The sequence below is a fragment of the Bacillus sp. CR71 genome, from assembly GCF_003429245.1.
GTDB classification, from domain to species: domain Bacteria; phylum Bacillota; class Bacilli; order Bacillales; family Bacillaceae_G; genus Bacillus_A; species Bacillus_A thuringiensis_S.
Genome location: NZ_CP031748.1, coordinates 3781610 through 3806343 on the forward strand (window position 1 = coordinate 3781610; position 24734 = coordinate 3806343).

The following is a 24734-nucleotide window of genomic DNA, read 5'->3' on the forward strand; positions in this document are numbered from 1 at the left end:
CTCCCGTTTGTAACGCATCAAACTATTTGTAATATGTTTAAGCTAGCTGTTATTACTCCCGCTAATGTCGTTACATGCCCAATAGCTAATGGACCATTTTGTAATGACAAAGTGGAATTTGGAGAAGTAACTTCAATTACCATCGTATTTGAAATCGCTGGTTCTAATATAAAATTACCTTTTGTAACATAAAGAATAAAACTCCCTGCGACTTGCGTTCCGTTTAAAACAAGCCTTACCGAAATCGTTTCATTCCCCAAAATTGCATCCCCTTGAAAATAATAACTTATTAAATATATCCCTGGCGTACTTAACGTTATAGTTGTCGCATTTGTTAAACTAACTCCTGCTCCAAAAATTGTAGAACCAGAATTAATTGGTATTAGCGCATTCGCTGTAATTGTACTCGTTGCAGTGGAAAAGAAATAACCGCCCCCACTAGGTAAACCAGTCGCTCCAGTCGCTCCTGCTATCCCCGAGAAACCTATTGATCCTACATTACCAGTTGCGCCTGTTGGTCCAACCGCTCCGTTTTGCCCCTGACTACCTTGCGCTCCAACTGGGCCTATACTACCACTAGCACCTGTCACCCCACTTGCTCCAATTGGGCCTTGCAAACCTTGAATTCCTTGTATACCTTGTATTCCTTGCGGACCCGTTGCACCTATATCGCCTGTCATTCCTGTTATTCCTTGTATTCCCGTAATCCCTTGAACACCTTGCACACCTTGTGGTCCAGTTGACCCGGTTGCTCCAGTAGCTCCAGTTTCACCCGTTGCACCAGTAATTCCAATATTCCCTTGTGGGCCTTGGGGTCCTTGACTACCTTGTGCCCCTTGGACTCCTTGAGGGCCAGTTATACCGACCTCCCCTGTATTTCCTTGGGGACCTCTAATTCCCTGTGCTCCTGTTGGACCGATTATTCCTTGCACTCCTTGTATTCCTTGCACTCCTTGAACTCCTGTTGGACCCGTTATTCCTTGTAATCCTTGAGGACCTTGCAAACCAATAGCTCCAGTCGGACCGATTATTCCTTGCACTCCTTGAAGACCTTGTGCACCTTGTGCACCTGTCAATCCCGTAGTCCCTTGTATCCCTTGAACTCCTTGAGGACCTTGTGCTCCAGCTGCTCCTGTTTCCCCTTGAATTCCTTGTACTCCTTGTATACCTTGCGCTCCAGCTGGACCAGTTGCTCCTCGGATTCCTTGTTCACCTTGAACTCCTTCCGCTCCTGTAACACCAGCTGGACCGGCTATCCCTTGTATTCCCACCATTCCTTGTGCACCTGTTGGGCCTATTACACCTTGAATACCTTGAATACCTTTAGGGCCTTCTGCACCTGTCGGACCAGTTACTCCACGCGTACCTTGTATTCCTTGAGAACCTTCTGCACCCGTTGGACCCGTTATACCTGGGTTACCTTGAGGACCTTGTGCCCCTTGGACTCCAACTGCTCCAACTACACCTTGGGAACCTTGGGCTCCCCTTACACCTTGAGGACCTGTTGGACCTGTTATACCTTGCACTCCTTGCGCTCCAATTGGTCCTATCCCTCCGCTTACACCTGTTGAACCAGTCGCACCCGTTGGACCTGTTGGACCTCCTGGCGGGCCGGGTGGACCTGATGGACCAGTCACTCCACTAGATGGACCAATTGGACCGGTTGTTCCCGTCGGACCACCCGGTGGTCCTTCTGAGCCTTGTGTACCAGTAGGACCAGTTGCTCCTGTTATCCCTCGTACTCCTTTTGCTCCTTGAAAACCTGTGGATCCACTTACTCCTTGTATTCCTTGAACTCCTTGTGGACCTTGAGGGCCTGTTACACCGGTTATTCCCTTTATTCCGCTTATACCTTGAGGACCTTGTATTCCAGTAGAACCAGTTGGTCCTACTACACCTTGTGCCCCTTGATCACCTTGGTGTCCTTGTTCTCCAGTAATTCCTTGTATTCCTTGAGCGCCGTCTTCTCCTTGTATACCAGTAGCCCCTTGCTCTCCTTGTATCCCTTGAACACCTTGAGGACCTTGGGAACCAGTTACCCCTGGAACTCCAGTTCCTCCTCTCTCTCCTTGTATTCCTTGTGCCCCCGTTTGTCCTCGCTCACCTACTTCCCCTTGTATTCCTTGTATGCCCTGTATTCCTTGACTACCAGCAGGACCCGTAGCTCCCTGTGTTCCTTCTAATCCTTGTACTCCAATATCACCAATTGGACCTTGGTTTCCGATTAATCCTTGAGCACCTTGGAGGCCAGTTGGACCAGTTATACCTTGCTCTCCGGTATCACCAACAGCTCCTTGTATTCCCTGCGCTCCTGTTGTCCCTCGCGAACCTTGTATTCCCCTGATACCTTGAGGACCTTGGGGACCAGTTGCTCCCGTCGGTCCAGTCATCCCTGTTGGACCAACAGGACCTTCATGCCCTCCAGTTGGACCTACAGGGCCACTATTACCTGTTGGACCAGTTGCACCTATAAGCGGAAGAGGCAGTGCCACTCCGAATTTTTTGCAATTTTTATGATGACGCACAACAATCCCCCTTCCCTAAAATCATTACACCTTTTATATGAAATGCATTTTTTTTTTAAAAGTACACCTCTGACCTTATTTTTTTAAAAATAAAGAAGCCTATCATTTCAACTATTTGAAACGATAGGCTTCTTTTTATAAAACAATTTATTTCCTCGCCTTAATAATAAAAGTAGTTGGTACCATCCTAGCTTTATATAAAGAATAATATTTCGTAGACGGCTCAGCTAGTTCTCCATCAAACGAGCTCGATGGTTCAGGCTCTTCTATTCTCTCAATTATAAAGCCTGCTCTATTTAACTCATTTATATATGTACTTATTTTTCTCTTATATAATATCGCTTGTACATTTTCTCCTTTAAATGTTTCAAACGTAATGGACGTTTCCTCATGATAAGAAGACTTTATAGCAACTTCTTCTGTACCATACTGTAAGTTTGAATATACTGGGTGCTCCCAACTAAAAATAAAACTTTCTCCTGGCTTTAAATAGGAATATATAAACTCTACTGTTTTTCCTAAATTTGAAGTCCAACCTAATGCATAAATGGAATATATAATATCAAAATACCCTTTCTGAATATCTCCTTCTTCTTCCATTGCTCCGCATATTAACTTTGGATTCCAACGCTTTTACGTTTTATTCGCTGTTTTAATTTGTTCACTTGAAAGATCAAGACCCCATACTTCCTCTGCCCTATGCTCTGCCATATATTGCAACGAATGTCCACTTCCACTTCCACACCCAATATCAAGAACTTTTTTATTTCTAATTGACTCGAACAAATGAATCTCATCTTCAGACGCCGTATACGGACCATATTTCGGTAAACAATCCACTTGAAAGAAATATGGTGCAACTGTATCCCAACACTTTTTGTTTAAAGCTAACATTTGTGTGCCTTCCATAGCATTCCCCCCATCCATTTTTCTTTCTCTAATATTACTTACATATCATAACCAGATCGCCCTTTTCTCTTCGCCCGGTAGTTTTTCACTTTTGCAATCGTCCCGCATGCTCTTCCTCCTTCTTCTCCAGCATACATACCGCACCATCTTTTACTTCCATTTCGCGAATGATCATAAAATACCCAGCGACAATCTGGACATGCTTTTAACCTTCCCCACACATTTTCTTGAATTGACATTAACACAATGCTTAGCACTTTTGTATACACATTCTCTTCATATACTGGTTCATATGTAATACCTTTCATATCTTCCTTTATATGTACATGAAATGGGTATTTCTCTAACCATTTTTGCAATGATTCTTCGCCTTCAATTGTCATCCGAATATCTTCTCGAAAACCTCTTAATTCCTCTATCGTATGAAATGGAAACTCTTCATCAAAATATTCTTTCATAAAGAGCTTTATATCTTCTTTTGTTTGCAGCAAATCAATTGGCTCTCTCGTATCGTTTGGTATTCTCCATGTATTTAAAAATTCCCGAATATATTCTAGTTCATTTGGAGCGTTTTGATTCAATTCGATCCACCTTCTTCTTAAAATTTACTTTTTTCTGACTTTATGTATAATTATAGTATAAAATAGTTAACCATCAAATAATTTTACTGGTTACATAATTAGGGGGATTTCTATGAAAAGTTTCTCAACACCGATACGTTTCATGCTTATTTCTTCATTTTTTATGTCTTTTGGGTATTTTGCAGTATACGCATTTTTAGCTATTTATCTATTAACCTTTCTTCATTTTTCTGCTGTCCAAGTAGGAACAGTGTTGACGGTTATGACAATTACATCACGAGTTATCCCATTATTCTCAGGGTTAATTGCTGACAAAATAGGCTATATCATTATGATGATAGCTGGTTTATTTTTGAGAGGAATCGGATTTATCGCTTTAGGAATATGCTCTGATTTCTATACAATTTCTATTTCTTCTGCACTTATTGGCTTCGGAACTGCATTTTACGAACCTGCCGCTCGCGCTATATTTGGCTCACAGCCAGCTCATTTGAGAAAAAATTTATTTACATATTTAAACCTTAGCTTTAATTGCGGTGCAATAATCGGACCAATTGCAGGAGGGTTCTTACTCTTACTCGATCCACTCTACGCTTTCTCTCTAACAGGATCTCTTATGCTGTTATTTGCTTTTATCTTTTACTTACTTAAAAATCACTTCCATGTCACTACTGAAAACACGTCTATTACATTAGGAATACAGGCCATCTTACAAAACAAGTCTTTCCTTCTGTTTTCCTTTATCATGATTTTCTTCTATATTATGTTTACTCAGCTTACTGTCGCACTTCCACTTCATATGAAAAACATTAGTAATAGCAATCAACTTGCTACACTCGTTATTACGATAAATGCGATAACAGGCGTCATATTTATGGTATTATTCCGAAAATTATTCCACAAATACAACACACTTTCGATTATTAAATACGGTGTTTTATTAATGAGTATTTCCTTTTTACTCATTCCTTTATTTCAACACCCATATTGGCTCTTTATTTGTGTAATTTTATTTACAATCGGTGAAACACTCGTATTACCTAACGCTGATATCGCTATTGCAAATTACAGTAATGAATCATATACAGCCACTTTCTTCGGATTTTATCAACTATCACTCGCATTTGGTTTTATCATCGGTAACTATACCGGGACATCGTTTACATCCAATTTAAACGGAATGTATACACCATGGCTTATTTTCGGCGGAATAGGAGTTATTGGTTTTATTTCACTCCATATTTTAAATATTAAAAAAGGGAGCTCTAAAGAGGATATATACCTATGTAATGAGACGAAACCTCTTTAACACATTACAATTGAAATGGTACCTTTAGACAAGCAACCTATAATAAAAAAATTCGACCATCATACTTGACAGTCGAATCTTTTTATTTTTCATATTCAAGATGATTATGTCTTTTACAACCAAATAAATAGCACCCCCCTAAATGATAAGTTTCAAATTCTAACCCTGGAACATATCCAGATTTGATACGTTCTATCATTGTTTTATAACAATTATTCTCTTCTGTATATTCCTCAATTAACTCTTTCTTATCTTTTTCTGTCCAGTTTTCTTCTACTTCTTCATTCTGAACATCTTCTATTTCTGATGTTTTCGCTTCGATAGATTCCTGTATAACTTCATTTATACGGGAGAAATTATTAGCTTTATATAGAGCATATACAAACCTACCAATCCAGTTAGGACTTTTCCAAACTTCTTTGTATCCCTTTTCGAACCATTCAATTGCTTCGTTATAGCAATTCAACTCAACATATAAATCTGCTACATGAATTTCTCCTAAAAAATTATCAGATTTCCTGTTAAAAGCATCTAACTTCTCTTTCGCTTCTGTCGTTCGCCCTAAATCAATTAAGCATTTTACATAGCTATACATTATATAGTCCGAATCCCCTGCAACTCGCAAAAAAAATTCCGAAGCTTTTTCTAACTCTCCAAGGTTATAATGCGCTACAGCTACATTGTGAAATGCTTCATCCGATGGTTGCATCGAAATAGATTTTTGCAATACTTCTTTCGCTTCTTCCCATTTTTCTTGTTTCGTGTAAATTTCCCCTAAGATGTTATAAGGAAAGTATGAAGAAGGATTCAACTTAACAACTTCTCTTATTAATTCAAGAGCTTTATCATCATTCTCTTCCTCATAAAAGTACATCCAAGCCAGATTATTGAGAGATTGTACGTCTCTAGATTCATGTACTGCTTGTTGAAACAGTTCCATTGCTTCCTCATATTTATTTTGTTCAAACATTTCAATTGCCTTCTCATTAATGTTCAAATCACTACCTCCGAAGTAAATGAATTCATCTATTCCCTATCATTATTGTAAAATGTAAAAATTATAATTTCTATAAAAAAATTTCTTTCTCTCGTCTACATTTCGATTGAAATAGAAGCTAAAACACACGAATTTACAACAATCAGTAAATTTTTCAATCTCCCTTAAATTGGATATACATCCTGTTTTAATTTACATATTATGGTACAATTAAAAGGGTACTAACTAAACATTTACGCTCCACACTAGTAATCTAGCAATACCAAAATCAAAATTCACATGGAATTGAGGGATGTTATGAAACAGAAATTAGCTGTTCTTCTATTCACCGGAATCATATTATCCGGATGTTCAGCTATTGCAGGAAATTCTTTAGAAACTGGAAACGGCAGTATGGAATTATTAACACCAACCATTACAACAAAAGATAATGAATTAGAAATTAAGACCGAGGGCATTGATGAAAATAAAGTGACCTTTATTTATGTTGCTAATAAAAAAGTATTGGAACAAAAAAATTAATAATGGTGAATCCTACAAGCTTAACATTAAAGATATCGAACACGCTCATAGGACGGACTACAAGCCAAAAGTTCAACTTTTGCAAACAAAAGATGATGATAAAGATGGAGAAATGGTAACCTTTAAACAAGTTAGGTATACAGTTAAAAAAAATTAATTTTATAGGCATTTCATTATAAATGTAACGAACGAAAATTTACTTTTAACAGTGGGTAAATATAAGGGGTGCTAGCATGAAAAGAAGATGGATTTATTGGTGGATTGGTAACATATTTTGGATTATAGCTTTCGGGATATTGACAGCTATCATTTTGCTAAGAGAGGTTGATGGGACCGGTGTTACTCAAACACCTGAGCTGAAATTAATAGCCTTTATCGTTTTATTAATTGCATTTATATTACCAATAATTATTCAAGTTGTATGGTTACTTGTTAATTTAAGAAAGAGTAGAAAAAAATAATACATAAAAAAGAGAGGAATCTTTTTCAAACTTGATTCCTCTCTTTTTATTTTGGGATTATGCCATGCTTTTAAAGCTGCACTACCCCCTTTTCTTTACGATGCATGTTCATCTTTCTTCTTCATTAACGCTCTCTTCTTCATCGCCTTCGTTAAATATCCGCCTTTAAATGAACGGATTTCATAAGAAGACATAAACGCTTTCGGTGCAATTTTATTAATGATTTCTAACAGTTCTTTCTCTCTAGAGCGCTTTGCAACGATATCTAAGCGATAACGTATAGAATTAATTCCTTCGCCTTCAAATACCGTAACACCAAATCCAGAGTGACGTAGTTCATCTACTAATTCATTACAACGGTCTAGTAAACTAACTTGATACGTAATATAACCAATTGCTAATTTATTCTCTATATAACCGCCTAATAAAAGTCCTGTACTAAAGCCAATGACATAGGCAACGATGTTCATCCAATTTGATAAATCTTGAAACACAATACCTAAACTGACAATGTAAATAGCTCCTTCTAACAATCCAACACCAGCAGCGGATCTTGTTTGATTCTTTACAAGCAAAATCGTACGGATTGTTAAAATTGGAACATAAATAATTTGAAGCACAAAAATAAGTAACGCTTGTAACATTGGTATCCACCTCTTTCAAAAAGTCTTTTGTCATAATAACATACATAACCTTTAGAAATCGATGGGTTTTTAAATTTTTTTACATTATTTTTCATACTATTGAAAAACGAAAAAAAGAAGCGTATTATATTTGTCGTAAAATTGATTCCTTTCATTAGCTCACTTAAACACAAAAAAGGAACCCCATTAGGCCCCTTTCATCATAGCTCTATGTTTTTCGAAGCATGTTCCCTTTGCTTCTCTTCCTCTTCCTCTTTCACTAACTGCATATTCGCATAAGCTAAATTTGCAATCATTAAAAAGTGACCACCTAAAATGCCTGTACCAAATGCCCACATTTCCATTTCATGCTCAATTTCATACATGATGATTGCTCCTAAAATGGCAGCTGCAAATCGGTTTAGAACTCCTAACCCAGGAGCCTTTTCCTTCATTACGATACTTTTTCCGAGTTTCTCCACCCTGCGAGCTAATAACCAAAGACAATAGGCGCTTACTGCTAATCCAATACCAAACCCTGTCACTTGTTTTCCAAACGGAGTAATCGTCCACATAAGTAGTAAACCACTAAAGATCACATACAATTGTAATCGATATACACGTAAGGCTTCTTGAATCAAAATATCCGCTCCTAAGTTCTCATTTTTTGTACTTTAGAAGAAAAGCAGCAACTTACACAGTTGCTGCTTTCTCTTCTTCTTGTTCTTGTTCCATCTTACGAATTTCAACACGTTTAATTTGGTAAGCGTCTTTTTCTAACACTTTAAATTCATAACCTTCCGCCTCAACGTGTTGTCCTTCTTCGATTTCATGATTTTGCATCATAATCCATCCACCGATTGTATCCACATCATCTTCTTCGATGTGTAATCCAAATAAATCTTTCACTTCTGAGATAAGCACTTTTCCATCAACAATGATATGTTGCTCGTTCACATGTTGAATTGGTGGTGCTTCATCTTCATCATATTCGTCACGAATTTCGCCGACGATTTCCTCCAAGATATCTTCAAGCGTTACAATTCCGGCTGTTCCTCCGTACTCATCATATAAAACAGCCATCGGAATTCGCTTTTTCTGCATTTGAAGTAATAAATCGTGAATTGGAGTCGTTTCCATCACTTCAATAATCGGACGCATATACGAGCGAATAAATGATAAATCTTTTTGATCCTCGGTCATATATCGAATAAAGAAATCTTTTACGTTGACCATACCGATAATATCATCTTTATCTTCCCCAAAAATCGGATAACGTGTGTATCGCTCATTTTGGATTACTTTCATGTGTTCTTCTACTGAATCTTCCAGGTAGAAACCAATGATTTCTGTTCGCGGTACCATAATCTCTTTCGCAATACGATTATCAAATTCAAAAATGTTATTTACATACTTGTATTCAGCTTGATTAATTTCGCCGCTTTCATAGCTATCTGAAAGGATAAGACGTAATTCTTCTTCTGTATGAGCTACTTCATGTTCTGAAGCTGGCTTTAAACCGAATAAACCAGTTATCACACGAGCTGAACCGTTCAATACCCAAATAAATGGATACATTACTTTATAGAACATCATTAATGGACCTGCCAATAATAACGTTACCCTTTCAGCCTTTTGAATTGCCATCGTTTTCGGAGCTAATTCCCCTACTACAACGTGTAAATACGTCATAATCATAAAAGCAAGACCAAATGTTAATACTGATGAAATAGAAGGATTTAAGTTCCATTTCTCAAATAACGGGTGTAATAACTTTTCGATTGTCGGTTCACCTAACCAACCTAATCCCATAGCTGTAACTGTAATACCTAATTGACAAGCAGATAAATATTCATCTAAATTTGTTGTTACCTTTTTCGCTGCTAAAGCACCGCGTTTTCCTTCCGCAACAAGCTGATCGATACGGCTTGAACGTATCTTTACAATCGCAAACTCTGCTGCTACGAAAAATCCAGTAAATGCGATTAAAATCGCAACCATGACTAAATTAAATATTTCCAATGAATCCCCTTAGTTAAAAAACTAAGGTGTCCACCTCCTGTATACTATAATGTTTTCTTATTTATTTGTTAGAAAACATAGCCCGATACAAAAATTAAAGAGGTCGGATTTCACTTATTCTATAATAATAGAGCAAGTGTCTGTATTAAAGCTGTCGTTTGACCTGATAAAGATTTCGATATTTTTTCACGTTGTGAATCAGTCAATTCATCTAAAAGCGGTTTTAACTCAGTAAGCTCCACTTCTAATCGGTGAATATGGTCTGTCACTTCATTCACTTGTTTCGAAACGTGTTCATTGATACCGAGCAGCTTCTTCTTCTCCTCGATTTTCTCTTTAATCTCACAAAGCGGCATATGCATTTCTTTGCACTTCTCAATAAATTGTAATGTCTCAAATGCTGTTTCGTCGTAATAGCGATAATTAGATTGAGATCGCTCCGCTTTTAAGATACCTAGATTCGTATAATAATCAATCGTTCGTTTCGACACGTGAGCCATGAGAGCCAACTGTCCGATTCGATACACCTTCCCAACGATCTTCCCCCCTTGTTTATATTACTTACATCATACAACACATAAACTGTACAGTCAAACGTGACGGTTTATTATTCACAATTTATACACAACTTCATATATTTTCTTAAACTTATAGAATATGATTCTACTTATATAATTAAATTATTAAATTTCATTAATTACGTGCTAGCCAAATATATTTATGAAATCACCTGTTCTTTTCAAATTTTCTTATTTTAGAACATACCGTTCTATTTCTAAAAAAATAACCCAGTACAATAAACTGAAAATTAAGTTATAATATCATTATAAAATATGAAGGAGGAATGCACTCATGTACTACAACACTTCATTCGAAAACGATCAGCCTGTAGGCCGTCTATAAACTAAGACGGGCATTCATTTAGCACATACACTACGCCTCGTCTTAGGGAACTCATATTACCCTAAAAATAGACGGAGGTACTTTACATGAAACAAACAATTTTAGGAGCTATATATTTATCACTAACAGCAAGTATATGGGGTGGTATGTATGTTGTTAGCAAATACATACTCGATTTTATCCCACCACTGACACTCGTTTGGTTACGCTTTATTATCGCTTTTGTTGTTTTGTATTTCATTTTGAAAATAGCTGAGAAAAAGCAAAAGAAAAAAGCAACCATTCGCAAAAAAGATTGGCTATTATTCGCTTGGATTGGATTTATCGGCTATTTCATTTCAATCACATGCCAATTTATCGGAACAAAATTATCCGACGCTCATACAGGCTCGTTAGTTACATCAGCTACACCTGCATTTATGGTTATATTTGCAGCGCTCATTTTGAAAGAAAAACTAACTGCTCGTAGACTTTTATCTACTATAATAGCGACAATCGGTGTCATTATCGTAATCGGATGGGATATTGAAATCGGCTCCTATTTTATCGGAACAATCATTTTAGTTGGAGCCGCTATTACGTGGGCTTTACTATCTATTTATGTAAAAATCGCTTCAATCCAATTTTCATCCTTAGTTATTACAACGTACGCAATTTTCTTTTCACTCTTTTTTATTACACCTTTTATGATATGGGAGCTACAAGCGGCCTCTATCGGAACAGTAAATACGTACGTAATATTAGGCGTATTATACTTAGGAATCGTCTCAACAGCAGGTGCCTTTTTCCTTTGGAATAAAGGATTAGAATTACTGGATGCAAGCATCGGTTCCTTATTTTTCTTCTTCCAACCTATCGTTGGATCGTTACTTGGTTGGTTGCTCTTAAATGAAACATTAAATAGTAACTTTTTCATTGGTGGTATTCTCATTATATGTAGCGTTTTAATTACTACTTTTGAAAAGAAATAAAAAGCAGGCAAAGATTCTTAGTCTCTGCCTGTTCGTATAATTGGATCTTGGTCGTGAAAACCAATACAAATCGGTATATTACTTTGCACTTCACTACGTACACTTATAAAACTACACAGCGTTTTAGCAATTAAATATAAAGTTATACCGATTGCTTTTTCACTTGTGTCAAAGCCATTTTCATTATACATATCCGCTAATTCTACAGACCCCGGCCCCTCAATATTATATGTCCATTCTGAAGCCCAATTATCGTCCTCTTCTTCCATTGAAACATATTCCTCACAAATATAAAGTGAAACTTTAATCAGTGGGGGCGTTCTTCATCCCCACTGATTATTAGTTGAACCAATCGGGCTTTTACGGGCAGTTGACTTCCCACGTAACTTCTTTGCTTTCGCTGAATTTTGAGGTGGGGGTCTTACTGCCCGTTAATGCGGGATAAAACTGACTATTCCACTCGTTATCAAGATCATACTCAAAATAAATCGCCTTTGCTTCTTCATTAGTAGCCATTTCTACAGCTGCATCCAAACCTACTCTAATACTTTCCTTATATGACTCTAAATCAATTGCTTTAATTCGTTCTGCATATTCTGTAGACGCCAACATGCAACAAATATCATAATAATTCGCTTCTATTTGCTCTACTGCTAACGAAAAGGCATCCTCTTGCACCTCTTCTAAATACTGAAATATATCCACACTAAATACTCCTCACTCTTTACGCACTCCAATGCGATGGACGAGACAATAATTTCGGTAATTTCGTATGTTTGTCCCCTCTAGCCGCATTAACTTGAACTTGCGTCAGGAAAATACTATTTGTAAAATCAGTCCCGCGAATATCTGCATCTCGTAAATCTGCTCCGATGAGATCTGCCCCTCGTAAGTCTGCTCCATTTAAGTTTGCCGCAATTAAATATGCTCCTCTTAAATTTGCACCTTGTAAATCTTTCTTTTTCAGATTTGCTCCCATAAGGTCTGCACCACGGTGTATGATTCGTTTCTTACGCGCAGTATTCATTTCCTTCCATACTAATTCGCTCGTTTCTAAAAGAAGAATGTTTACCTCTGCCCTATGCACTGGAACATTTATTTTCATTAACTCATCTGGATTTAAATTCGAAAGTCGCTCTGTCTCCTCAATTGCGGTCTTCAGCTCTTTATGAATTGGCTGTGTTGCCTTTAAAAGAATCGCTTCATTCAAATACCAAAGCATTTCATGAAGTTGATGCATAACTGGAAAAGCATCATACATTTTTCTCGCATGCTTAGCATCTTTCCGCCAATCAACCCCGTTAAATGTAACTTGAGAAATCTTCTGCCCAGCGCCGAAACATTCAAATACTGTACAACCTTTATAACCTTTTCCTCTAAGATTTTTATGTATACTACATTTAAAATCTGATTGTAAGTTGGAACATGGTTTACCACCATCTTTATTCACTGCAAAATCTACCGATGCTGCGAACGGTAATGCAACGCAACATAGACCGAAGCATTTTTCGCAGTTTGCTTTTAAATGATCATTATGATTAGTCAAAATCTATACCCCCTGTTGTCTTTTGACTATTTCATAATATTCCAACTGTAATAAATAATCAATTTTAAAATAAACCGGCATCTTTCGTTTCAATTCATAACTTTATCATTCGATTTCCTTTCAATTGAAAAGGACTATTTTTATTTAATGAATTATAATTAAATTATAAATTTTCTAACTAAAAGGAGACTTATTATGGCACTACAAATGAAAACAAACTGTCAAATTTGCGATCAATCGCTCGAACAAGATTCTGAAGCATACATTTGTGTATATGAATGTACATTTTGCGCACCATGTACAGAAGAAAGACACAACGTTTGTCCAAACTGCGGCGGCGAATTAGTACGTAGACCGAAAAAGAAACAATAAAAAGCAAAGCGATATCGCTTTGCTTTTTATTGTTTTCTGAGTATATGAAATTATATCGAACACAACTTAAACATTTAAAAACTTCACACAAACAGGCTCTGGCACAGCAACATCAGATTGTAAAAGTGTTAACTTTCCTGTAGATTCATCTCTTGAAAATAGCACAAGATTATGTGACTTTTCATTTGTAGCAACAAGAAACTTTTCAGTGGGATCTAATACAAAGTCCCTCGGCCAATTTCCTTCTGTAGATGTATGTTCAACAAATGTAAGCTGACCTGAATTTTGATCTACGCTATAAATAGCGATACTATTATGACCACGATTACCTGCATATACAAAACGGCCGTCAGAAGAAATATGGATAGCACTTCCTTGACTATTTTCATCAAAGTGTTCTGGAAGAGTAGAAATATACTGTACTTCTGTAAAGGATCCTTCTTCCGAGTTATATGTTAGCGCAATAACCTCTGAACTAAGCTCCGTCATTACATAAGCGTATTTTCCATTTGGATGAAAAGTAATGTGTCTTGGACCACTCCCTGGATTTACAGATAAACTATTCACTTCTGTTAATGTACTATCTTTTATTTCATACGTAATTAACTTATCAATTCCTAAATCAACACCTATCACATATTTTTCATCAGGAGTATATCCCGCGTAATGTGCATGTGGTTTTTCTTGTCTTTCTTTATTTGGACCTGAACCTTCATGCGCCATAATAGATGAAGCAGGATTTACAGTTCCATTTTCTTCATTTATTTCAAAAGACTCAATCGTTCCTTTATGGTAATTTGCTGTAACTACCGTATGATTCCCACTATCAACGCTCACATGACAAGGAGAAGCCCCTTCTACTACTTGTCTGTTTTCTGCCTTTAACTCTCCAGTTTTACTATCAATTGAATAGGCAGCTACACCACCAGATTCTCCTTCCTTAACAACGGAATAGAGATACTCATTATTTCGGTTAATCGTTACATATGTAGGGTTATCCAGCTTAGCGGCAAGTGTTACATTACTAATTTTTTTTGCTTCTGTGTCTAAAGTAATCTTATATATTCCTTCACTATTTTCTTTTGTGTAAGTTCCAACATATCCAATAAACTCTTTGTTATCCTTCATTTTTATAACCCTCTCTCCCTATATTTTTCGTTCATCATACTTCTTAAAATATTTTATGTTGAAAGAGTATCCTAAAAAATCGGAGTACCTCTTTATACGTTACCATATTTTCTTGATAAATAGCTTTTAAACCCACTTTTTTTGGTACGCTGCTATACTTTCATATTCTTCTTCCAATTGACGAGACAGACGAATATAGATTGGTGTTAAATCTTTATATTTTTCCACACTTTCCATGTTTGGCCCATGATGAAAATCTGCCCCTACCATTTCAGAAACTACGCATAATGTATCTATTTCACCTAAACTATATAAACCGAGGATTGCAGCACCTAAGCAAGAGCTTTCGAAACTTTCAGGAACATATACGTCTTGATGGAAAATATCTGCCATCATCTGTCTCCAAAGTTCCGATCTTGCAAAACCGCCTGTCGCTTGAATTTTTTTTGGTTCGCCAATTAGCTCTTTTAAAGCGAGAAGAACGGTATATAAATTATAAATTACTCCTTCTAAAACAGCACGGATAAGATGTTCTTTCTTATGATGCAATCCGAGTCCAAAGAAAGATCCCCGTGCATTTGCATTCCATAAAGGAGCTCTTTCCCCTGCTAAATACGGATGAAACAATAAACCGTCAGATCCAGGATTCACATTTGCTGCTATTTCAGTAAGTACTTCATATGGATCTTTTCCTAAACGCTTCGCAAGTTCAATCTCTGAAGTGCCCAATTGGTCACGAGCCCATCTGAAAATCATACCACCGTTATTAACTGGACCACCGATTACCCAATGGTCTTCAGTTAACGCATAACAAAAAATTCTACCTTTTGGATCTGTTACAGGACGATTTGTTACAGCACGTATCGCACCGCTTGTACCAATTGTAACAGCCACAACGCCAGGGTCTATCGCATTTACACCTAAATTAGATAGTACTCCATCACTCGCTCCTACTACAAAAGGCGTAGAAACAAGTACATTCATCTCTTTGGCAAGCTCTTCATCTAATCCTGTTAAACTGTGCGTTGTTGGAACAAGTTTAGAAAGCTTGTCATCTGTAATTCCCGCAACATGTAAAGCCTCTTCATCCCATTTTAAAGATTTCAAATTAAACATCCCTGTCGCTGATGCTATAGAATAATCAATTACATATTCTTTATATAACTTGTAGAAAACATATTCTTTAATAGAAATGAATTTATAACTTCTTGCGAACAATTCTACCCGCTCATTCTGTAACCAAACTAATTTCGAAAGTGGTGACATCGGATGAATAGGTGTCCCAGTACGTAAATAAATTTCATGACCATTCATATCATTCTTTATTTTCTCCGCCCAGCTTGCACTTCTATTATCTGCCCACGTGATACATTTCGTTAACGGATTTCCATCTTCGTCTACAGCGATAACGCTATGCATTGCCGAACTGAAAGAAACACAGAGAATATCAACCGCTTGTATATTACTTGATTGCACAACTTCTTTAATCGTATGTATCACCGCTTGAAAGATTTCTTCTGGATCTTGTTCTGCTATTTCAGGCGTAGGAGAATATAAAGGATATTCAATTCCATGACTTGCAATAACAGATCCATCAATTGAAAACAAAACCGATTTTGTACTAGTTGTCCCAATATCTACACCGATCATATATTTCGATCTCACTATGTAACCCCTTTCAGAATATCCCATTAAAAAAGAACACTCTCAATTCTTTACTAATTATGCATACATACTTGGGAGCACCATGGTTTATACGAAAAAAGACTCTCCCTTATGAGAATTACGTGCTAACTAACTTTACTCTCATAAGGGGGCCTTTTCATATCTATTGTACTAATTTGAAAATGAATCGTTTCTATATGATATTGCTGTTTTCACGTAATAAGATGTCAAAATCAAGATTAAGTTTATAGGATGAAGTCACATAGAGATTGACCCTCTCGTAAAAAAGCAATTAGTGAACATTTCACTTCATTATAATTTAGGCGCTTTCGCCCAATCAGCAGCAAATTTCTCAATACCTTGGTCTGTTAATGGGTGCATAGCAAGTTGTTCAATTACTTTATAAGGAATTGTTGCAATGTGAGCACCTGCCATCGCTACACGAGTTACATGATCTGGATGTCTAACAGAAGCCGCAATAATTTGTGTATCTAGTTGATGAACATCGAATAATTCAGCAATTTTAGCAACTAATAATACGCCATCTTCAGAAATATCATCTAAGCGTCCTAAAAATGGAGAAACGTACGTTGCACCTGCTCGAGCAGCTAAAAGTGCTTGGTTCACCGTGAAAATAAGTGTAACATTCGTTTTCACACCTTTTTCAGTAAGGTAGCGACAAGCTTCTAATCCAGCTAACGTCATCGGAAGTTTAATTGTAACTTTTTCATCGCCACCGTTAATTTTAATCAGTTCTTCTGCTTGGGCGATCATCTCTTCAGCTGTAACAGCATCTGGCGTTACTTCTGCCGAAACAGATTCAACTTTAGGAACTGCCTGACAAATTTCTGCAATACGGTCTTCAAATTTAATGCCCTCTTTTGCTACTAAAGAAGGATTCGTTGTAACACCAGCTAAAACTCCAAGTTTATATGCTTTTTTTATGTCCTCAAGATTTGCAGTATCAATAAAAAATTTCATGATTAATTCCCTCCAGTTTTTAAACGTTGATGAGTTACATGTTTAATATGCTTATCCCGTAAAAGCCCGATTGGTGTGGAATGAAGCCCCTACTTATTAAAGTTTCACTTTATTTCTTTTCTACTGCATGTCCGCCAAATTCATTGCGCAGAGCTGCTACAACTTTTCCTGTAAATGTATCATTGTCTAATGAGCGGTAGCGCATTAATAGAGACATTGCGATAACAGGAGTTGCTGTTTGAAGGTCTAATGCTGTTTCTACTGTCCATTTTCCTTCACCAGAAGAATGCATAACACCCTTAATCTCATCCAATTTTGCATCTTTAGAAAATGCATTTTCTGTTAATTCCATTAACCAAGAACGAATGACTGAACCGTTGTTCCATACTCTTGATACTTTTTCATAATCGTAGTCAAATTCACTTTTCTCTAGAATCTCAAATCCTTCACCAATAGCAGCCATCATACCGTATTCAATTCCGTTATGAACCATTTTTAAGAAGTGACCACTACCAGCTTTTCCAGCATATAAGAATCCATTTTCTACAGCAGTATCGCGGAAGATAGGTTCAACGATGTCCCAAGCTTCTTGATCTCCTCCGATCATGTAACAAGCACCATTACGAGCGCCTTCCATTCCGCCAGAAGTTCCTGCATCCATAAAGTGAATGCCATCTTTCTTTAATTGCTCATATCGGCGGATAGACTCTTTATAATGTGAATTACCAGCTTCAATTAAAATATCTCCTTTTGATAAAAGTGGTGTAACCTCATCAATAACAGAATCAACAACAGCGTGTGGTACCATTACCCAAAGAATTCTTGGTGATTGTAATGACTGAACAAGTTCACTTAAACTAGATGTACCCGTTGCCCCGTACTCTTTCATTTCTTCTACTGCGCTCGTATTTAAATCAAATGCTACTACTTCATGTTTATGATCCATTAAATTTTTCCCTAAATTTAATCCCATTTTACCTAACCCAATTAATCCTACTTGCATAATATAATTCCTCCTCAAATCATCTTTTATTAAAAATCCATATCACTACAATCTGGAATACCTTTCAGCACTGAAATGTTAGTATGTACAGAAAGGTATTCACAGTCATAGCTTAAGAATTCAACACATTTTTTGTAATTTGAACAACATTTTCTGTCGTAAATCCAAATAGATTCATGACTTCAACTCCAGTTCCTGAAGCTCCAAATGTTTCAATTGATAGTACTTTTCCTTCTTGTCCTACATAACGTTCCCAACCTAGAGATACACCCATCTCAAGAGATACTCGTTTCGTTACAGAAGACGGAAGAACGGATTCTTTATATTCGTTCGATTGGCGATCGAATAACTCCCAGCTCGGCATTGCAACGATGCGAACAGAAACTTGTTCTTCTTCTAATTTTGCTTTCGCACTAGCAGCTAAGGATACTTCAGAACCTGTCGCAATTAAAATTACATCCGGATTTTCATTTGTTTGTATTAATACGTAAGCTCCTTTAGAGAGATTCTCTATGTTCGCTTTCGTTTCATTAAACACCGGTAAATTTTGACGGCTCAGTACTAAAACGACTGGACCATCCGTTTGCTGTAAAGCATACGCCCAAGCACTTGCTGTTTCATTTGCATCTGACGGACGGATAACTGTTAGACCAGGAATTGCTCGAAGCGCTGCCAATTGTTCAATTGGTTCATGCGTTGGACCATCTTCTCCTACAGCAATCGAATCATGTGTAAATACGTAAGTAACAGGTAACTTTTGCAGTGCAGCCAGTCGAATCGATGGACGAAGGTAATCATTAAATACAAAGAATGTACTTACGAAAGGTTTTACTCCTCCATGGAGAGCCAGTCCATTCGCTGCCGCGCCCATTGCATGTTCACGTACACCGAAGTATATATTTCGTCCAGCATATGATTCTACTGCATATACTGCTTCACCTTTTATATCTGTCATCGTAGAATGAGAAAGATCCGCACTTCCACCGAAAATAGAAGGAATCGATTTCACATAATGATTAATAGCTTCCCCACTTGCAACACGAGTGGAAATTGTTTTTTCAGTATCAAAAGATAGAATGTCTTTCGCTTCAATTAAAACCTCACCTGTAATCGCTTTTTCTAATTCATCTGCTAGTGCAGGGTTTGACTCTCTGTATACGTTAAATTGCTCATTCCATTCGTTCTCTTTTTCAATACCTTTTTGTTTCAGTTCATTAAAATGAGCTGTTACTTCTTCAGGCACAAAGAAGTCTTCCTCATAGTGCCAACCATACACTTGTTTTGTCGCTGTCGCTTCTTCTACTCCAAGCGGATTACCATGTGCTTTATTCGTTCCAGCAACTTTTGGACTTCCATAACCTATAATGGTTCTAATTTCTATTAGAGTAGGTTGATCCGTATTTTCTTTCGCTAATGTAATGGCTTTTGTAATAGCATCGACATCGGTTCCATCTTCAACTCTTACATATTGCCAATGTACAGATTCTGCCCTTTTCTGAATATCTTCAGAGAAAGCAATGCCTAATTCACCATCAAGTGAAATTTCATTTGAATCATACAGTACAATTAACTTGCCAAGTTTCATATGTCCTGCCATTGACATCGCTTCATAAGCGACACCCTCCATTAAGTCACCATCTCCGACTAAAGCATACGTATTGTGATCTATAATAGAGTGACCATCCTTATTAAACTTCGCTGCTAAATGAGCTTCTGCCATTGCCATTCCGACAGCATTAGCAATCCCTTGTCCTAACGGGCCTGTAGTCGCTTCAACTCCAGGAGTATGCCCAAACTCAGGATGTCCTGGTGTTTTACTATTTAACTTTCTGAAGTTTTTCAAGTCATCAATTGAAACGTCATATCCAGCTAAATGAAGTAGGCTATATAACAGACTAGATCCATGTCCTGCCGATAAAACGAAACGATCACGGTTAAACCATTCTGGGTGATTAGGATTGTAATTTAAATGATTCGCCCATAATGCATAAGCCATTGGTGCTGCTCCCATCGGAAGACCTGGATGACCTGAGTTTGCCGCATTAATAGCATCAATCGATAACGTACGAAGTGTATTCACTGCTAATTGATTTATGTTTTGTGCCATAGTAATCGTCCCCCTAAATGCTTTCATGAAAGAAAGTACTTATTTTTCCGTCTCTTGATCTAACCACCATTTAAATCCACTTTCTTGCAACAGTTCATTAGACGCTTCTGGACCATATGAACCAGACTCATATTCATGAAGCGGTAATAAGTTTTCCTCGAACGCTTCAAGAATTGGTTGTACCCATTCCCATGACAATTCAACTTCTCTCCAATGTGCAAAGAATGTAGCGTCTCCACTCACTGCATCGTGAATGAGTCTTTCATACGCTTCAGGTACTCCCACATCCACTTGCTCGCAAGTAAAGTTAATACGCATCGGTTCAATCTCTCCATTTTTCAATGGATTTTTACTATTTAACTGTAATGAAACATTCTCACCTGGGCTAATTTCAATTATTAATAAGTTAGGTGCTGCATTTGGATTATTATCTTGATATTGCTGTTTTAACGTATTTTTAAACTCGATTACAATACGAGTGGACTTTTCTTTCATTCGTTTTCCTGTTCGTATATAAAATGGAACGCCAGTCCAAAATGGATTATCGATCCACAAACGAGCAGCAACAAATGTGTCTATGTTAGAAGAAGGATTTACTCCTGGCTCCTCTTTATACGCTACAACTTGCCCGCCTTTTATCTCTCCTGAAGAGTATTGACCGCGAATGATATGGCTTTGAACGTCTTCTTTTTTCACTTTACGAAGCGTCTCCATTACTTTTCGTTTTTCCTCTCGAATTTCACACGCATTAACCTTTTCCGGCAGATTCATAGCAGTCATCATTAATATTTGTAACATATGATTTTGAACCATATCTCGAATGGCTCCTGCATGATCATAATATCCGGCTCTTTCTTCAACCCCAACTGTTTCACTAGCTGTAATTTGTACATTTGCTATATGTTCTTTGTTCCAAATCGATTGGAGAACAGGATTTGCAAATTCTAGTGCTTCAAGGTTTTGAATCATCGGTTTACCTAAATAGTGATCAATACGGTATATCTCGTCTTCTTCAAACGTGCGACTAAGCTTATCATTAAGCTCACGAGCAGATGTAAGGTCGTGCCCAAACGGTTTCTCAATCATCAGGCGTTTCCATCCATCTGTTTTATCAAGTCCGCTTTCCTTAATATTTAAAGCAATGGTCTCGAAAAATTCAGGAGCAACTGAAAGATAGAACATTCTATTACCTTTTATATGTAGTTCCTCTTCCCTTTCACGAACGACTTGTAATAACCTCTCATAGTCTTCCGGTTTACTCACATCTAATGGACAATAGCGAAAATTATCTAAAAAACCTTCGAGTTCCGGAGTACCTTCTTCCCTCTGACGAGAAAACGTCTCTATTGATTCTTTTATTCTTTTTTGAAAATCTATATGAGACACTTCACGTCTTCCAAGCCCGATAACAGATATTTGCTTTGGAAGCTTTTGATCTCTATATAAGTTATATAGCGCGGGGTAAATTTTGCGTTTTGCTAAGTCCCCTGTCGCTCCAAATAAAACAAAGGTCATTGATTCCAAGTTCAGTCCCCCTCGTGATGTATAGTCATTGTCACTATAGTAAAAATGCATTGTACAGAAGCTACTATCATTGTTGATTCACTCTTGCTTCTTAACTTCAAATTTTTTATATTTGTCGCTTTCTCATTGTCCCCAATATTAATAGTGGCAATTCAAAGCATTTTTACCACATACTACTTAATTACTATAACTTATATAAAATAATTTAATTATTAAAAGTAATTAAGTTATTTTATATCTATCATATTAACTACATAAATTATCATCGTCAAGAAAAGTGTCTCGGATTAAAGATTCTTCATTCCCTAATATCTTTTAGTACTCATGTATTTATTAGAAAAAGATTAGATCTATGTTCATTACATGAAATGAATAATAAAAAGGCCAAAATGAACATATTCTTGTTCGTTTTGGCCTTTTTATTATTGCTTCAGATGATTCTTAACTGCTCTTATAACCAATTCGTGATCTTCTTCTGGTGGTAATCCCGAAACTGTTATCATTCCAATAACCCCTACGTCTTTTATTCTGATAGGAAAGCAGCCACCAAACGCAGCATATTCCGAAGTATCTAAAAGATATTTTTCATTATATGAGATTCCAGTTATTTCACTTTGTATCTGCATATAATACGAGCTATGATCATGCAGAGAAACGACTCGTTTTTTACGCTCAATCCATTTCGTATTTTCCTCATTTGTCCCTGTCATTTTGAAATGAAACAATTGCACACCGTTTTTCGTTATATCAACAGCAATCAATTTCCCCTCTTTCTTCGCTGTTTCAACGATAAATAAACCTAGTTGCAGTGCATCTTCATTTGTAAAAGAGGAAAATTGAAGTGTTTCCTCCTCTATTAAAATTCGTTTACTTATTTCATTCAAATTTGAAGTACTCATATCTTTAACCTCCATAATTGTTTTATGCCACACCGACATTTTTTCGAAATTATTAGGCCATATAGTACAACCTTTCAATCAATCTGATTCTAAATAAACTACTGTAACATCTTTGGTGACTAGTACCGTAAAGCTTGTTTTCTTCTTACTGGTGCTATTATGAATGATATTCAAAGTTATAAAAAGTACTATTCTAGTTACCCTTATCTTACAGAGACTATTATGAAATATATTTAACATCTTAAAAATGTATGTACTAAAGAATAATATTTTTAATCACTAGCTTTTTTGATCAATCATTATAATCCAATTTCATCAAAATTTTTATCAATTATTACACTATCCAACAATAGGAGGAAACAAAGATGGATGAAAATATATCCAAAAGCTGAAAAGCAGTTGAATCCCTTGAAGGAATAGTTGTAATTCACTACATATAGAAATAGACATACAAAAACGCTATCCTTTCCTATAATTCTAAAGAAAGAATAGCGTATTTTTTCAAAAATGAGTTCTTTTATTGAGAAACTTTGATTCTATATCATACATAAAAGAGCAACTAGTGCTAAAACAGCTGGAAGTCCTTGTTTCACAATAATTGATTTATTAGATGTGAAACCTCCGAAAATAGCTGCTATCACCACACAAATCACGAAAAATAATTGGACCATATAACCAATTGGATTGAGCCCAAGTACAAGTCCCCAAATGAGACCAGCCGCTAAAAATCCATTATATAAACCTTGGTTTGCAAACATAATGGCTACGTTTCGATCTCCTTCTAAATGCTTCGGTAATTTGAAAGCACGTTTCGCTACTTTTGAATCAATAAAAAACATTTCAAGGATCATGATAAACAAATGTTCTAATGCTACGATCCCGACTAAAATAGCTGCGATTATTTCCACACTATTCTGCCCCCTACACTCTCTATTCTTTAATATTCTCTACATTTTTTTGTATCTGTAATAGAACATGAATAAGTATTTTGCGTTCTTCTCCACTGATATTTACGAACATTTCCTTCATAAAATGTTCCTTTTCTTTCTTGTCAAAATATTAATTGACGTATCAATTATTGATACATCAATTAATATACATCTCTCTTTTTATTTTTGCAAGTTTTTTTGCTCAATTGGTTTTATTTTGTTCCAGCAACTTTAAACCAATTCAAAACATCAGTTCGTATTTCTAGAAATCATAATTACTTTAAGTTCATTCTGACAATCATATTTAACTAAATATATAAAAGAATTGAGTTATATCTCCATCAATTTATAAAAATTATTTTTTTCTAAAAACAGATACTTTACGTTTTTTATAGTAATAAAAATCATTTTTTGTTTCAGAGGCAATCCATTTTGTTAGCTTGATGGGCATAGGATAGCACCATATGACGAACCAATTATCTTTCAAGAAGACGGCTAGAAATCTGGATTTGGTACAGGAGTTGCCTACTTCCCCGATCCAGATGGTACTAATTTAGAGCTAATTGCTCCAAAAGGGCCATTCAGACATGAATAGTTAAAATAAATTAATACCGAAACAAGCCACTTTCTGCCTGGAAGGTGGCTTGTTTGTCGGCAAGTTGATAGAATGACTAAAAAAGGACAAACTCTCCAATGTGAGAAGTTTGTCCAAAAAGTTTTTCATGTTAACTATTTTTACACTAATACCAATAATAGT

20 protein-coding genes and 4 pseudogenes are annotated in these 24734 nt (G+C 36.5%); 6 read left to right on the forward strand and 18 right to left on the reverse strand.

What is annotated here, in order from left to right:
* Positions 1-17: 17 nt before the first annotated feature.
* The 3 genes and pseudogenes from DOS87_RS18975 to DOS87_RS18985 form a co-directional block, all read right to left on the reverse strand.
* The gene (locus DOS87_RS18975; protein WP_142338062.1) at positions 18-2525 is read right to left on the reverse strand and encodes a collagen-like protein; all 2508 of its coding nucleotides are present in this window, start codon (positions 2523-2525) and stop codon (positions 18-20) included.
* A 147-nt stretch (positions 2526-2672) separates the two neighbouring features.
* Positions 2673-3434 (reverse strand): annotated as a pseudogene (locus DOS87_RS18980) (class I SAM-dependent methyltransferase).
* A gap of 38 nt (positions 3435-3472) precedes the next feature.
* Positions 3473-4015, reverse strand: coding sequence for a CGNR zinc finger domain-containing protein (locus DOS87_RS18985; protein ID WP_001072943.1), 543 nt, complete (start codon positions 4013-4015; stop codon positions 3473-3475).
* Positions 4016-4127: 112 nt separating this feature from the next.
* Between DOS87_RS18985 and DOS87_RS18990 the strand changes: the two genes are divergently transcribed.
* Positions 4128-5324, forward strand: a complete 1197-nt coding sequence (locus tag DOS87_RS18990; protein WP_000834868.1) for an MDR family MFS transporter — start codon at positions 4128-4130, stop codon at positions 5322-5324.
* Positions 5325-5406: 82 nt separating this feature from the next.
* Here DOS87_RS18990 and DOS87_RS18995 read toward each other — a convergent pair whose 3' ends face one another.
* Positions 5407-6321 carry a tetratricopeptide repeat protein gene (locus tag DOS87_RS18995; RefSeq protein WP_001024467.1) on the reverse strand — a complete coding sequence of 305 codons (915 nt, stop codon included), beginning with the start codon at positions 6319-6321 and terminating at the stop codon, positions 5407-5409.
* 297 nt (positions 6322-6618) lie between these two features.
* Between DOS87_RS18995 and DOS87_RS19000 the strand changes: the two are divergent.
* A pseudogene (locus DOS87_RS19000) lies at positions 6619-7000 on the forward strand (hypothetical protein).
* 76 nt (positions 7001-7076) lie between these two features.
* Positions 7077-7304, forward strand: a complete 228-nt coding sequence (locus DOS87_RS19005) for a DUF3923 family protein (RefSeq protein WP_000830329.1) — start codon at positions 7077-7079, stop codon at positions 7302-7304.
* Between the two features lie 95 nt (positions 7305-7399).
* Here the strand turns inward: DOS87_RS19005 and DOS87_RS19010 are convergent, their stop codons facing one another.
* The 4 genes from DOS87_RS19010 to DOS87_RS19025 form a co-directional block, all read right to left on the reverse strand.
* A complete protein-coding gene (locus DOS87_RS19010; protein WP_000938443.1) occupies positions 7400-7948 on the reverse strand; it encodes a DUF2179 domain-containing protein in 549 nt (182 codons plus the stop codon).
* Positions 7949-8148: 200 nt separating this feature from the next.
* Entirely contained in the window at positions 8149-8568 is a 420-nt protein-coding gene (locus DOS87_RS19015; RefSeq protein ID WP_000613871.1) for an ATP synthase subunit I, read from the reverse strand.
* 52 nt (positions 8569-8620) lie between these two features.
* Positions 8621-9949 (reverse strand): hemolysin family protein, encoded by a 1329-nt coding sequence (locus tag DOS87_RS19020; protein ID WP_000402254.1) that lies wholly within the window; start codon positions 9947-9949, stop codon positions 8621-8623.
* A 119-nt stretch (positions 9950-10068) separates the two neighbouring features.
* The gene (locus tag DOS87_RS19025) at positions 10069-10476 is read right to left on the reverse strand and encodes a MerR family transcriptional regulator (RefSeq protein ID WP_000285639.1); all 408 of its coding nucleotides are present in this window, start codon (positions 10474-10476) and stop codon (positions 10069-10071) included.
* Positions 10477-10938: 462 nt separating this feature from the next.
* Between DOS87_RS19025 and DOS87_RS19030 the strand changes: the two genes are divergently transcribed.
* A complete protein-coding gene (locus tag DOS87_RS19030; RefSeq protein WP_000814767.1) occupies positions 10939-11823 on the forward strand; it encodes a DMT family transporter in 885 nt (294 codons plus the stop codon).
* A gap of 17 nt (positions 11824-11840) precedes the next feature.
* On the opposite strand, the pseudogene DOS87_RS30650 reads toward DOS87_RS19030, so the two are convergent.
* Positions 11841-12528 (reverse strand): annotated as a pseudogene (locus DOS87_RS30650) (hypothetical protein).
* A gap of 19 nt (positions 12529-12547) precedes the next feature.
* Entirely contained in the window at positions 12548-13369 is an 822-nt protein-coding gene (locus DOS87_RS19045) for a pentapeptide repeat-containing protein (RefSeq protein ID WP_000181441.1), read from the reverse strand.
* Positions 13370-13564: 195 nt separating this feature from the next.
* Here DOS87_RS19045 and DOS87_RS19050 point away from each other — a divergent pair, with 195 nt between their 5' ends.
* On the forward strand, positions 13565-13741 hold the full coding sequence (locus tag DOS87_RS19050) for a DUF1272 domain-containing protein (protein WP_001207874.1): 177 nt from the start codon (positions 13565-13567) through the stop codon (positions 13739-13741).
* A gap of 66 nt (positions 13742-13807) precedes the next feature.
* Here the strand turns inward: DOS87_RS19050 and DOS87_RS19055 are convergent, their stop codons facing one another.
* The 8 genes from DOS87_RS19055 to DOS87_RS19090 all read right to left on the reverse strand — a co-directional run bounded on the left by DOS87_RS19055 (position 13808) and on the right by DOS87_RS19090 (position 23956).
* Positions 13808-14869, reverse strand: a complete 1062-nt coding sequence (locus DOS87_RS19055) for a lactonase family protein (protein ID WP_000654322.1) — start codon at positions 14867-14869, stop codon at positions 13808-13810.
* Between the two features lie 126 nt (positions 14870-14995).
* Positions 14996-16519, reverse strand: a complete 1524-nt coding sequence (gntK, locus tag DOS87_RS19060) for a gluconokinase (protein ID WP_003309728.1) — start codon at positions 16517-16519, stop codon at positions 14996-14998.
* Positions 16520-16846: 327 nt separating this feature from the next.
* Positions 16847-17515 (reverse strand): fructose-6-phosphate aldolase, encoded by a 669-nt coding sequence (gene fsa / locus DOS87_RS19065; RefSeq protein WP_000667676.1) that lies wholly within the window; start codon positions 17513-17515, stop codon positions 16847-16849.
* 109 nt (positions 17516-17624) lie between these two features.
* Positions 17625-18518 (reverse strand): phosphogluconate dehydrogenase (NAD(+)-dependent, decarboxylating), encoded by an 894-nt coding sequence (gene gnd, locus DOS87_RS19070; RefSeq protein ID WP_001195925.1) that lies wholly within the window; start codon positions 18516-18518, stop codon positions 17625-17627.
* Positions 18519-18630: 112 nt separating this feature from the next.
* A complete protein-coding gene (gene tkt, locus DOS87_RS19075; protein ID WP_098578386.1) occupies positions 18631-20625 on the reverse strand; it encodes a transketolase in 1995 nt (664 codons plus the stop codon).
* A 39-nt stretch (positions 20626-20664) separates the two neighbouring features.
* Complete coding sequence (gene zwf / locus DOS87_RS19080) at positions 20665-22149, reverse strand: glucose-6-phosphate dehydrogenase (RefSeq protein ID WP_000445329.1); 1485 nt, start codon at positions 22147-22149, stop codon at positions 20665-20667.
* A gap of 422 nt (positions 22150-22571) precedes the next feature.
* The gene (locus tag DOS87_RS19085; protein ID WP_074789785.1) at positions 22572-23087 is read right to left on the reverse strand and encodes a heme-degrading domain-containing protein; all 516 of its coding nucleotides are present in this window, start codon (positions 23085-23087) and stop codon (positions 22572-22574) included.
* Positions 23088-23584: 497 nt separating this feature from the next.
* On the reverse strand, positions 23585-23956 hold the full coding sequence (locus DOS87_RS19090) for a DUF1304 domain-containing protein (protein WP_000402472.1): 372 nt from the start codon (positions 23954-23956) through the stop codon (positions 23585-23587).
* Positions 23957-24443: 487 nt separating this feature from the next.
* Here DOS87_RS19090 and DOS87_RS19095 point away from each other — a divergent pair.
* Positions 24444-24572: pseudogene (locus DOS87_RS19095) on the forward strand (VOC family protein); the annotation flags it as partial.
* Positions 24573-24734: the final 162 nt, after the last annotated feature.

What these genes read in the sequence shown, in the direction of transcription:
- DOS87_RS19050 (WP_001207874.1), top strand. Translation starts at nt 13,565, where the DNA reads ATGGCACTACAAATGAAAACAAACTGTCAAATTTGCGATCAATCGCTC.
- tkt (WP_098578386.1), bottom strand. Translation starts at nt 20,625, where the DNA reads ATGGCACAAAACATAAATCAATTAGCAGTGAATACACTTCGTACGTTA.
- DOS87_RS18990 (WP_000834868.1), top strand. Translation starts at nt 4,128, where the DNA reads ATGAAAAGTTTCTCAACACCGATACGTTTCATGCTTATTTCTTCATTT.
- gntK (WP_003309728.1), bottom strand. Translation starts at nt 16,519, where the DNA reads ATGATCGGTGTAGATATTGGGACAACTAGTACAAAATCGGTTTTGTTT.
- DOS87_RS19055 (WP_000654322.1), bottom strand. Translation starts at nt 14,869, where the DNA reads ATGAAGGATAACAAAGAGTTTATTGGATATGTTGGAACTTACACAAAA.
- DOS87_RS19010 (WP_000938443.1), bottom strand. Translation starts at nt 7,948, where the DNA reads ATGTTACAAGCGTTACTTATTTTTGTGCTTCAAATTATTTATGTTCCA.
- DOS87_RS19030 (WP_000814767.1), top strand. Translation starts at nt 10,939, where the DNA reads ATGAAACAAACAATTTTAGGAGCTATATATTTATCACTAACAGCAAGT.
- gnd (WP_001195925.1), bottom strand. Translation starts at nt 18,518, where the DNA reads ATGCAAGTAGGATTAATTGGGTTAGGTAAAATGGGATTAAATTTAGGG.
- DOS87_RS19005 (WP_000830329.1), top strand. Translation starts at nt 7,077, where the DNA reads ATGAAAAGAAGATGGATTTATTGGTGGATTGGTAACATATTTTGGATT.
- fsa (WP_000667676.1), bottom strand. Translation starts at nt 17,515, where the DNA reads ATGAAATTTTTTATTGATACTGCAAATCTTGAGGACATAAAAAAAGCA.
- DOS87_RS19085 (WP_074789785.1), bottom strand. Translation starts at nt 23,087, where the DNA reads ATGTCGGTGTGGCATAAAACAATTATGGAGGTTAAAGATATGAGTACT.